The following is an 11,298-nucleotide window of genomic DNA, read 5'->3' as shown; positions in this document are numbered from 1 at the left end:
AGACGTGACCCTGATCGCTTCCGACCAATTCCGCATCGTTGTCGGCCTCGGCAAGAGCGGCATGTCCCTGGTGCGCTTCTTGGCGCGTCAGGGCGTGCGCTTTGCCGTGGCCGATACACGCGCGAATCCGCCGGAGCTGGTCAGCCTGCAGCGCGACTACCCGCAGGTCGAAGTGCGTTGCGGCGAGCTCGATGTTGACTTCCTGTGCCGTGCCGACGAGCTGTACGTCAGCCCTGGCCTGGCCCTGGCCACCCCGGCGCTGCAGCAGGCCGCGGCGCGCGGGGTCAGGCTGTCCGGCGACATCGAGCTGTTCGCTCGCCATGCCCGCGCGCCGATCGTGGCGATCACCGGCTCCAATGCCAAGAGCACCGTCACCACCCTGGTCGGCGAGATGGCCGCGGCGGCCGGAAAGCGCGTGGCGGTCGGCGGCAACCTCGGCACCCCGGCGCTCGATCTGCTGGCCGACGACGTCGAGCTGTATGTCCTCGAGCTGTCCAGCTTCCAGCTGGAAACCACCGATCAACTCAACGCCGAAGTGGCTACCTGCCTGAACATCAGCGAAGACCACATGGACCGTTACAGCGGCCTACCGGCCTATCACCTGGCCAAACACCGGATCTTCCGTGGCGCCCGCCAAGTGGTGGTGAACCGTGACGACGCCCTATCGCGGCCGTTGATCGGCGACGGCGTGCCGTGCTGGACCTTCGGCCTTGGCAAGCCCGACTTCAAGCGCTTTGGCTTGCTCGAAGAAGGGGGCGTGAAGTACCTGGCCTTCCAGTTCGACAAGCTGCTGCCGGTGAGCGAGCTGAAAATCCGCGGTGCGCACAACCAGTCCAACGCCCTGGCCGCGCTGGCGCTCGGCCATGCTGCCGGCCTGCCGTTCGCGCCAATGTTGCAGGCGCTGAAGGACTTCGCCGGTCTGGCGCACCGTTGCCAGTGGGTGCGCGAGCGTGATGGCGTGAATTACTACGACGACTCCAAGGCCACCAACGTCGGCGCCGCCCTGGCCGCCATCGACGGTCTGGGTGCGGATATCGCCGGCAAGCTGGTGCTGATCGCCGGTGGCGACGGCAAGGGTGCGGATTTCTCCGCCCTGCGCGCGCCGGTGCAGAAATTCTGCCGCGCCGTGGTGCTGCTCGGCCGCGATGCCGAACTGATCGCCGCCGCGCTGGGCGACGCCGCACCGCTGGTGCGAGTGTCCAGCCTCGACGAGGCGGTGGCGCGCTGCGCCGAACTGGCCGAGGCGGGCGACGCCGTGCTGTTGTCGCCGGCCTGCGCCAGCCTGGACATGTTCAAGAACTTCGAAGAGCGCGGACGCCTGTTCGCCCATGCGGTGGAGGCGCTCGACTGATGCTGCCCACGCTGCCCGGCATGTTCCGTCCCTACCCGTCGCCGCTGTTCAGTCGGCGCGGCATCGACGTCGACTTCCCACTGCTGGCCGGTTGCCTGGCGCTGCTCGGCCTCGGGTTGGTGATGATCACCTCGGCGTCCTCTGAAGTGGCGGCGGCGCAGGCCGGTAATCCGCTGTACCACATGATTCGCCACCTCATCTATATCGCCATCGGCGTGGTGGCCGGCGGCCTGACCATACTGATCCCGATGGCGTTCTGGCAGAACATGAGCTGGAAGCTGTTGCTCGGTGCCTTCGCCCTGCTGGTGCTGGTGCTGGTGCCGGGCATCGGCCGTGAGGTGAACGGCTCGATGCGCTGGATCGGCTTCGGCATGTTCAACGTCCAGCCGTCCGAGCTGGCCAAGATGTTCGTGGTGATCTTCCTCGCCGGCTACCTGGTCCGTCGTCAGGAAGAGGTGCGCGAGAGCTGGATGGGTTTCTTCAAGCCGTTCATCGTACTGTTGCCGATGGCCGGCCTGCTGCTGATGGAGCCGGACTTCGGTGCCACCGTGGTGATGATGGGCGCGGCGGCGGCCATGCTGTTCCTCGGCGGCGTCGGCCTGTTCCGCTTCGGCCTGATGGTGGCGCTGGCGGCCGGTGCGGTATTCGTGCTGGTGCAGGCGCAGCCGTACCGGATGGCGCGCCTGACCAGTTTCACCGATCCCTGGGCCGATCAGTTCGGTTCCGGCTACCAGCTGTCCCAGGCGCTGATCGCCTTCGGCCGCGGCGAGTGGCTCGGCGTCGGTCTCGGCAACAGCGTGCAGAAGCAGTTCTACCTGCCGGAGGCGCACACCGATTTCGTCTTCTCGGTGCTCGCCGAGGAGCTCGGCCTGATCGGTTCGCTGCTGACCGTCGCGCTGTTCGTGTTCGTCACCGTGCGTGCCCTGTACATCGGCTTGTGGGCGGAGAAGGCCGGGCAGTTCTTCGCCGCCTATGTAGCCTACGGTCTGGCGTTCCTGTGGATCGGCCAGTTCCTGATCAACATCGGGGTGAACGTCGGCCTGCTGCCGACCAAGGGCCTGACCCTGCCATTCCTGAGCTACGGCGGCAGTTCGCTGGTGATCTGCTGCGTCTGCCTCGGCCTGCTGCTGCGTATCGAGTGGGAGCGCCGCACCCTGTTGGGTAGCGAGGAAGTCGAATTCCGCGAAGAGGATTTTGCCGAGGAGCAGGCTCCGCCGCCGTTTGTCCTGGAGGAGCCGAAACATGGCCGCTAACGTTCTGATCATGGCCGGCGGCACCGGTGGCCACGTGTTCCCGGCGCTGGCCTGCGCCCGCGAATTCCAAGCCCGCGGCTACCAGGTGCACTGGCTGGGCACCCCGCGCGGCATCGAAAATGAACTGGTGCCACAGGCCGGCTTGCCACTGCACCTGATCAATGTCAGCGGCCTGCGTGGCAAGAGTCTGCTGTCGCTGTTCAAGGCCCCGTTCCAGCTGCTCAAGGCGCTGCTGCAGGCGCGCAAGATCGTCCGCCAGTTGCAGCCGGTCTGTGTGCTTGGCCTGGGCGGCTATGTCACCGGCCCGGGCGGACTGGCGGCCAAGTTGGCCGGCGTGCCGCTGATCATCCACGAGCAGAATGCCGTGGCCGGCACCGCCAACCGCAGTCTGGCGCTGTTCGCCAGCCGCATTTGCGAAGCCTTCCCGAACACCTTCAAACATTCGAAGAAGCGCCGCACCACCGGCAACCCGGTGCGTGAAGAACTGTTCCTCGAGACCCCGCGCGAAGCCCTCGATGGTCGGCGTCCGCGCCTGCTGGTGCTCGGCGGTAGCCTCGGCGCCGAACCGCTGAACAAGTTGCTGCCGGCCGCGCTGGCGCAAGTGACCCTCGAGTTGCGCCCGGAAGTGGTGCATCAGACCGGTAAGCAGCACGAGGCGATCACCACCGAACGCTACGCCGATGCCGGCGTCAAAGCCCACGTGGTGCCCTTCATCCAGGACATGGCCGGCGCCTACGCCTGGGCCGACCTGGTGGTGTGCCGTGCCGGCGCGCTGACAGTCAGCGAGCTGGCGGCCGCCGGTCTGCCGTCCTTCCTGGTGCCGCTGCCGCATGCGATCGACGATCACCAGACCCGTAACGCCCAATACCTGGCCGAGGAGGGCGCCGCCCTCCTGTTGCCGCAAGCGACCACCGATGCCGACGATCTGGCCGCGTACCTGACTGAGGTTTTGATGCAACCCGAACGACTCATGAGCATGGCGCGCACCGCGCGGCGCCTGTCCAAGCCCGATGCCACCCACACGGTGGTCGATATCTGCCTGGAGGTGGCCCGTGGTTGAGCAACAGAAAGGCATGCCGCAACCGGAAATGCGCCGCATCCGTCGCATTCACTTCGTGGGTATCGGCGGCGCCGGTATGTGCGGCATCGCCGAGGTGCTGCTGAACCTCGGTTATCAAGTCTCCGGCTCGGACCTCAAGGCTTCGGCGGTGACCGAGCGCCTGGAGAGCTTTGGCGCGCAGATCTTCATCGGCCACCGTGCCGAGAACGCCGAGAGCGCCAATGTGCTGGTGGTGTCCAGCGCCATCAACACCGCCAACCCGGAAGTCGCCACCGCGCTGGAGCGGCGCATTCCGGTGGTGCCGCGGGCCGAAATGCTCGCCGAGTTGATGCGCTACCGCCACGGCATCGCCGTCGCCGGCACCCATGGCAAGACCACCACCACCAGTCTGATCGCCTCGGTGTTCGCCGCCGGCGGCCTGGACCCGACCTTCGTCATCGGCGGCCGTCTGAACGCCGCCGGCACCAATGCCCAGCTCGGTACCAGTCGCTACCTGGTGGCCGAGGCCGACGAGAGCGACGCCAGCTTCCTGCATCTGCAACCGATGGTCGCGGTGGTCACTAACATCGACATGGACCACATGAGCACCTACGAGGGCGACTTCAACAAGTTGAAGAAGACCTTCGTCGAGTTCCTCCACAACCTGCCGTTCTATGGGTTGGCGGTGCTCTGCGTGGACGACCCGGTGGTGCGCGAGATCCTCCCGCAAGTGGGACGGCCGACCGTCACCTACGGTTTCGCCGAGGATGCCGACATCCGCGCCATCAACGTGCGCCAGGCCGGCATGCAGACCCATTTCACCGTGCTGCGCAGCGGTCGCGAGCCGCTCGAGGTGTCGGTCAACATGCCGGGTAACCACAACGTCCTCAACGCCCTGGCGACCATCGCCATCGCCACCGACGAGGGCATCAGCGACGCGGCCATCGTCCAGGGCCTGTCCGGCTTCCAGGGTGTCGGTCGACGCTTCCAGGTGTACGGCGATCTGCCGGTCGATGGTGGCAGCGTGATGCTGGTCGACGACTATGGCCACCACCCGCGCGAAGTGGCGGCGGTGATCAAGGCGGTGCGCGGCGGCTGGCCGGAGCGCCGCCTGGTGATGGTTTATCAGCCGCACCGCTTTAGCCGCACCCGCGACCTGTATGACGATTTCGTCCAGGTGCTGACCGACGCCAACGTGCTGTTGTTGATGGAGGTCTATCCGGCCGGCGAGGAGCCGATCCCCGGCGCCGACAGCCGGCAGCTGTGCCACAGCATCCGTCAGCGCGGCCAGTTGGACCCTATCTACGTCGAACGCGGCGTCGAGCTGGCGCCGCTGGTCAAGCCGCTGCTGCGCGCCGGCGACATCCTGCTCTGTCAGGGTGCCGGCGATATTGGCGCCCTGGCCCCGCAACTGTTGCAAAGTCCGCTGTTTTCCGGCGCCGTGCCTGCGGCCGCCGCGAGGAAGTCGAAATGAGTGCCCTGAAGTCCACCCTCGATCCCCAGGCTTTCGGCCGCGTCGCCGTGCTGTTCGGTGGCAAGAGCGCCGAACGCGCGGTCTCGTTGAAATCCGGTCAGGCCGTGCTCGCGGCCCTGCAAAGCGGCGGCGTCGATGCCTTCGGTATCGATGTCGGTGACGATCTGCTGCAGCGCCTGGCCAGCGAGAAGATCGACCGTGCCTTCATCGTCCTGCACGGGCGCGGTGGCGAAGACGGCAGCATGCAGGGTCTGCTCGAGTGCCTGGGCATTCCCTACACCGGCAGCGGCGTGCTGGCCTCGGCCCTGGCCATGGACAAGCTGCGTACCAAGCAGGTGTGGCAGAGCCTCGGCCTGTCGACCCCGCGCCATGCGGTATTGGCCAGCGCCGACGATTGTCGTGCGGCCGCCGCGGAACTGGGCTTCCCGTTGATCGTCAAACCGGCCCATGAAGGTTCCAGTATCGGCATGGCCAAGGTGCATGACATCGACGAATTGATCAGCGCCTGGCAGGACGCCTGCCAGTACGACTCGCAAGTGTTGGTCGAGCAATGGATTCACGGCCCGGAGTTCACCGTCGCGGTGCTGCGCGGTGCAGTGCTGCCGCCAATCCGTCTGGGCACCCCGCACACCTTCTACGACTACGACGCCAAGTACCTGGCCGATGACACCCAGTACCAGATCCCCTGCGGTCTCGACAGCGCCAAGGAGCAGGAGCTGAAGAGCCTGACCGCACGCGCCTGCGAGGCCGTCGGCATCCAGGGCTGGGCCCGTGCCGACGTGATGCAGGACGCCGCCGGCCGGTTCTGGCTGCTGGAGGTCAACACCGTGCCGGGCATGACCGACCACAGCCTGGTGCCGATGGCGGCGCGGGCTGCCGGGCTGGACTTCCAACAGCTGACGTTGGCGATTCTCGCCGACAGCGTCGCGAGCCGAGGTTAAGACCATGTACGGCGCCACTCTCCGCCAGCCGCAACCGCTCTCCGGCCGCGTTCCGTCGCGCAAGCCGGCGCAGCGGGGTGCCAGCCGGATGGTGGCCAAGGAGCCGCTGGCCACGCGCATGCCCAAGCCGAATTTAGGCTTCCTCAAGGCCCTGTTCTGGCCGCTGCTGTTGCTGGCCCTGGGCTTCGCCACCTATCAATTGGCCCAGCGTCTGCTGCCCTATGCCGACCGGCCGATCAGCAAGATCAGCGTCAAGGGCGGGCTCAGCTACATCAATCAGCAGGCCGTGCAGCAACGCATCGCGCCGTTCGTCACGGCGAGCTTCTTCAGCGTCGACCTGGCCGGCATGCGCGCCGAACTGGAGCAGATGCCCTGGATCGCCCACGCCGAAGTGCGGCGGGTATGGCCGGACCAGGTGTCGATCCGCCTGGAAGAGCAGCTGCCGGTGGCGCGCTGGGGCGACGAGGCGCTGCTCAACAACCAGGGGCAGGCGTTCACCCCGCGCGAGCTGAGCCATTACGAAAACCTGCCACAGCTGGTCGGCCCGCAGCGCGCCCAGGAGCAGGTGATGCAGCAGTACCAGGTGCTCAGCCAGATGCTGCGGCCGCTGGGCTTCTCGATCGTCCGCCTGGAGTTGCGCGACCGTGGCAGCTGGTTCCTCACCGCCAATGTCAACAGCAGCGGGCAAGGCCTCGAGCTGCTGCTCGGACGCGACCATCAGCTGGAGAAGATGCGCCGTTTCATCGCCATCTACGGCAAAACCCTGAAAGAACAGATCGCGAATATCGCGCGCGTCGACCTGCGTTACGCCAACGGCCTCGCCGTGACGTGGCGTGAGCCGAGCGTGCCGGCGGCGGACAAGACCGTCGCCCTGAAGTGAATTAGGAGAAGCAGCAAACATGGCAAACGTGCAGAGCGGCAAGATGATCGTCGGCCTCGATATCGGCACCTCCAAGGTGGTGGCGCTGGTGGGGGAGGTTGCGACAGACGGTCAGCTGGAAATCGTCGGCATCGGTACGCATCCGTCGCGTGGCTTGAAAAAAGGCGTGGTGGTCAACATCGAGTCGACCGTGCAGTCGATCCAGCGTGCGGTAGAAGAAGCGCAGATGATGGCTGGCTGCCGTATCCACTCGGCGTTCGTCGGCGTCGCCGGCAACCACATTCGCAGCCTCAACTCCCACGGCATCGTCGCCATCCGCGACCGCGAAGTCAGCCCGGCGGATATCGAACGGGTCCTCGACGCCGCCCAGGCCGTGGCCATCCCGGCCGATCAGCGAGTGCTGCACACCCTGCCGCAGGACTATGTGATCGACAACCAGGAAGGCGTGCGCGAGCCCATGGGCATGTCCGGCGTGCGCCTGGAGGCCAAGGTGCATGTGGTCACCTGTGCGGTGAATGCCTCGCAGAACATCGAGAAATGCGTGCGCCGCTGCGGCCTGGAAGTCGACGACATCATTCTCGAGCAATTGGCCTCGGCCTACTCAGTATTGACCGAGGACGAGAAGGAACTGGGCGTGTGCCTGGTCGACATCGGCGGCGGCACCACCGACATGGCGATCTTCACCGAGGGGGCGATCCGTCACACCGCGGTGATCCCGATCGCCGGCGATCAGGTGACCAACGACATCGCCATGGCCCTGCGTACGCCGACCCAGTATGCCGAGGAGATCAAGATTCGATATGCTTGCGCGCTAGCCAAACTGGCCGGCCCCGGCGAGACCATCAAGGTCCCCAGCGTCGGCGACCGGCCGCCGCGCGAGCTGTCGCGCCAGGCCTTGGCCGAGGTGGTCGAGCCGCGCTACGACGAGCTGTTCACCTTGATCCAGGCCGAACTGCGCCGCAGCGGTTACGAGGATCTGATTCCGGCCGGGATCGTCCTCACCGGTGGCACCGCCAAGATGGAAGGCGCTGTCGAACTGGCCGAAGAAATCTTTCATATGCCGGTACGCCTGGGCGTACCGCACGGAGTCAAAGGATTGACCGACGTGGTACGCAATCCCATCTATTCCACGGGCGTGGGCCTATTGCTCTACGGGCTGCAGAAGCAGTCCGACGGCATCGCCATGTCCAGCATCGGCAGTTACAACGACGAACCCAAGACACCTGTACTGGAGCGGCTCAAGCGCTGGGTCCAGGGCAATTTCTGATGTTCCACGGCGGTAAGCAGTAGGCGTTACAACTAGAAAGCAAAGGAGAGGGGAAAATGTTCGAGCTCGTAGACAACATCCCGCAAAGTGCAGTTATCAAAGTAATCGGCGTGGGCGGCGGCGGCGGTAATGCCGTCAACCACATGACTAAAAGCAACATCGAAGGCGTCGAGTTTATCTGCGCCAACACCGATGCTCAGGCCTTGAAGAACGTCGGCGCGCGCACCGTGCTGCAACTCGGCACTGGCGTGACCAAGGGCTTGGGTGCCGGCGCCAACCCGGAAGTCGGTCGCCAAGCCGCGATGGAAGATCGCGAGCGCATCGCCGAAGTGCTGCAGGGCACCGACATGGTCTTCATCACCACAGGCATGGGTGGCGGCACCGGTACCGGTGCGGCGCCGATCATCGCCGAAGTGGCCAAGGAAATGGGTATCCTCACCGTGGCGGTGGTGACTCGGCCGTTCCCGTTCGAAGGCCGCAAGCGCATGCTGATCGCCGAGGAAGGCATCCGCGCGCTGACCAACAGCGTCGACTCGCTGATCACCATTCCCAACGAAAAACTGCTGACCATTCTCGGGAAGGATGCCAGCCTGCTGGCTGCATTCGCCAAGGCTGATGATGTGCTGGCCGGTGCCGTGCGTGGTATTTCCGACATCATCAAGCGTCCCGGCATGATCAACGTCGACTTCGCCGACGTGAAGACTGTGATGAGCGAAATGGGTATGGCGATGATGGGCACCGGCTGCGCCAGTGGCCCTAACCGCGCCCGTGAAGCGACCGAGGCGGCCATCCGCAACCCACTGCTGGAAGACGTCAACCTGCAGGGCGCGCGTGGCATCCTGGTCAACATCACCGCCGGTCCGGACCTGTCCCTGGGCGAGTACTCCGATGTCGGTAACATCATCGAGCAGTTCGCTTCCGAGCAGGCCACCGTCAAGGTGGGCACTGTGATCGACCCGGATATGCGCGATGAACTGCACGTCACCGTGGTTGCCACTGGTCTGGGCGCGAAGATCGAGAAACCGGTGAAAGTCGTCGACAACACCGTGCAGTCGGCGGCCATCAGTGCGCCTGTTGCCGCTCGTCCGGAGCAGCCATCGGTCAATTACAAGGACTATGAGCGTCCGACCGTGCAGCGCCAGAGCCATGCCGGTGCCGCGACCGCAGCCAAGCTGAATACCCAGGACGATCTCGATTACCTGGATATCCCGGCCTTCCTGCGTCGTCAGGCTGATTGATGGAATGTATCAGGAGTATTGGGGTGATTAGTGTTCAGCAAAGGCCGGTTCTGCTATCATCGCCGGCCATTGTTGAAAACAATTCGCAACTAGTGCTATAGCGGCCAAAGCCATGATCAGACAACGCACCCTGAAGAACATCATCCGCGCCACGGGCGTCGGCCTGCATTCCGGGGAAAAGGTTTACCTGACCCTGAAGCCGGCACCTGTGGATACGGGTATCGTGTTCCGTCGTACCGACCTGGATCCTGTCGTGGAAATCCGCGCACGGGCTGAAAATGTCGGGGAAACCACCATGTCGACCACCCTGGTCAATGGTGATGTCAAGGTGGACACCGTGGAGCATCTGCTTTCGGCCATGGCAGGCCTGGGCATCGATAACGCCTACGTCGAACTCTCCGCGTCCGAAGTGCCGATCATGGACGGTAGTGCTGGACCCTTTGTATTCCTGATTCAATCCGCTGGCCTGCAGGAGCAGGAAGCGGCCAAGCAGTTCATCCGCATCAAACGCGAAGTGACCGTGGAAGAGGGCGACAAGCGCGCCACTTTCGTACCCTTCGACGGTTTCAAGGTGAGTTTCGAGATCGATTTCGATCACCCGGTGTTTCGCAATCGTACCCAGAGTGCGTCGGTCGACTTCTCCAGCACATCGTTCGTCAAGGAAGTTAGCCGGGCGCGTACCTTCGGCTTCATGAGCGACATCGAGTTCCTGCGTTCGCAGAACCTGGCGCTCGGCGGCAGTGTGGAAAACGCCATCGTGGTCGATGAAAACCGCGTGCTCAACGAGGACGGCCTGCGTTACGAGGACGAATTCGTCAAGCACAAGATTCTCGATGCCATCGGCGATCTCTACTTGCTGGGCAACAGCCTGATTGGCGAGTTCCGTGGCTTCAAGTCGGGTCATGCGCTGAACAACCGTCTGCTGCGCACCTTGATTGAGCAGAAAGACGCCTGGGAAGTGGTGACCTTCGACGACATCAAGAGCGCGCCGATCTCCTACATGCGCCCGGTTGCTGCAGGTTAAGCAAGACCCTCTCTCTTAGCTGTATTTACGAGGCCACCCTAGGGTGGCCTTTTTTATGGCGGAGATTGCATTGCGCTCAGTCGTCTGATTTGCCGCGACTGGCCAGTCGTTCAAGGGCGGCGCGCAGTTTGGGGTCGCTGATGCCGTCGGCGGTCGCCTGAATGGCTTCCGCGGCATTGACCGAAAGGTTGATGCTGCGCCCGTTGCCGCGCGAATTACCGCTTGGCGGTTGAACCTTGATGAGGATCTTCGTCAGGTTGGCGAACTCATCGAAGCCCTGCAGCTGGCGTTGCAGGCGGCGCTGCTGGTAGCGCAGGCGCGTGGCCCAGTGGCCATCGGTGACGATCAATAGCAGGCAGCCTTCGCGCCAGGAGGCGATGTGGCAATGTTCGCGGGCCGCTGGCTGTAACTGGCTGTCGAGCAAATGCTGCAGATGCGTCAGGCGTTCGGCTTGGTTGAACAGTGCCTGTAATGGCTTCGCCTCGCGCAGCAAGGAGGCAGGTGGCCGGGCTGGCAGGGGGCGAAAGGCCATGGCGAAGTGCTCTGGGGGCAAGGAGCTGATGGTAGCAGAATCAGCGAGGCCCTCAGGTTCCGCGCTGGTTGCTGCAGTATCGTTGCTCGGTCGGCCGCTGGGCGCTCTTGGGGCGTAAAGTGTGCACTGCGGCCCTGGGCGGATTGACTGCCGGGTCGGATTGTTGGGGCTAGAGCGGCTGCTGGCCCCTTGAAATAACGCTACTTTCCTCGCCAACGTTTCCGGGTAGAATGCCCGCTTCGCATGCAGCCATGAGGCTGCGCGGGCGACTCACGGGGCCGCCCTCCATCCATAGTGTG

Annotated in this window: 10 protein-coding genes; 9 read left to right on the top strand and 1 reads right to left on the bottom strand. The window is 64.5% G+C overall.

Annotation, left to right across the window (positions count from 1 at the left end):
• The first annotated feature begins 4 nt into the window (after nucleotides 1-4).
• The 9 genes from murD to lpxC all read left to right on the top strand — a co-directional run bounded on the left by murD (nucleotide 5) and on the right by lpxC (nucleotide 10,467).
• On the top strand, nucleotides 5-1,351 hold the full coding sequence (gene murD / locus D3880_RS18305) for a UDP-N-acetylmuramoyl-L-alanine--D-glutamate ligase (protein WP_119894847.1): 1,347 nt from the start codon (nucleotides 5-7) through the stop codon (nucleotides 1,349-1,351).
• Nucleotides 1,351-2,604 (top strand): putative lipid II flippase FtsW, encoded by a 1,254-nt coding sequence (ftsW, locus tag D3880_RS18300; protein ID WP_420800839.1) that lies wholly within the window; start codon nucleotides 1,351-1,353, stop codon nucleotides 2,602-2,604. Before murD ends, ftsW begins: the two co-directional genes overlap by 1 nt.
• The gene (murG, locus tag D3880_RS18295; RefSeq protein ID WP_119894846.1) at nucleotides 2,594-3,664 is read left to right on the top strand and encodes an undecaprenyldiphospho-muramoylpentapeptide beta-N-acetylglucosaminyltransferase; all 1,071 of its coding nucleotides are present in this window, start codon (nucleotides 2,594-2,596) and stop codon (nucleotides 3,662-3,664) included. The genes ftsW and murG overlap by 11 nt, the downstream gene beginning before the upstream one ends.
• A 13-nt stretch (nucleotides 3,665-3,677) precedes the next feature.
• Entirely contained in the window at nucleotides 3,678-5,117 is a 1,440-nt protein-coding gene (gene murC, locus D3880_RS18290; RefSeq protein WP_420800880.1) for a UDP-N-acetylmuramate--L-alanine ligase, read from the top strand.
• Nucleotides 5,114-6,058, top strand: coding sequence for a D-alanine--D-alanine ligase (locus D3880_RS18285; protein ID WP_119894844.1), 945 nt, complete (start codon nucleotides 5,114-5,116; stop codon nucleotides 6,056-6,058). The genes murC and D3880_RS18285 overlap by 4 nt, the downstream gene beginning before the upstream one ends.
• A 4-nt stretch (nucleotides 6,059-6,062) precedes the next feature.
• Complete coding sequence (locus D3880_RS18280) at nucleotides 6,063-6,938, top strand: cell division protein FtsQ/DivIB (protein ID WP_119894843.1); 876 nt, start codon at nucleotides 6,063-6,065, stop codon at nucleotides 6,936-6,938.
• Nucleotides 6,939-6,957: 19 nt separating this feature from the next.
• The gene (gene ftsA, locus D3880_RS18275) at nucleotides 6,958-8,205 is read left to right on the top strand and encodes a cell division protein FtsA (protein WP_119894842.1); all 1,248 of its coding nucleotides are present in this window, start codon (nucleotides 6,958-6,960) and stop codon (nucleotides 8,203-8,205) included.
• 56 nt (nucleotides 8,206-8,261) lie between these two features.
• Nucleotides 8,262-9,443, top strand: coding sequence for a cell division protein FtsZ (gene ftsZ, locus D3880_RS18270; protein ID WP_119894841.1), 1,182 nt, complete (start codon nucleotides 8,262-8,264; stop codon nucleotides 9,441-9,443).
• A gap of 112 nt (nucleotides 9,444-9,555) precedes the next feature.
• Entirely contained in the window at nucleotides 9,556-10,467 is a 912-nt protein-coding gene (gene lpxC / locus D3880_RS18265) for a UDP-3-O-acyl-N-acetylglucosamine deacetylase (RefSeq protein WP_119894840.1), read from the top strand.
• Between the two features lie 76 nt (nucleotides 10,468-10,543).
• Here lpxC and D3880_RS18260 read toward each other — a convergent pair whose 3' ends face one another.
• Nucleotides 10,544-10,999, bottom strand: coding sequence for a DUF721 domain-containing protein (locus D3880_RS18260; protein ID WP_119894839.1), 456 nt, complete (start codon nucleotides 10,997-10,999; stop codon nucleotides 10,544-10,546).
• Nucleotides 11,000-11,298 lie beyond the last annotated feature (299 nt).

This window comes from Pseudomonas cavernae, from assembly GCF_003595175.1.
Taxonomy (GTDB): Bacteria; Pseudomonadota; Gammaproteobacteria; order Pseudomonadales; family Pseudomonadaceae; genus Aquipseudomonas; species Aquipseudomonas cavernae.
Note: the sequence above shows the minus strand (reverse complement) of the source record. Positions and strands in the feature narration are given on the sequence as shown.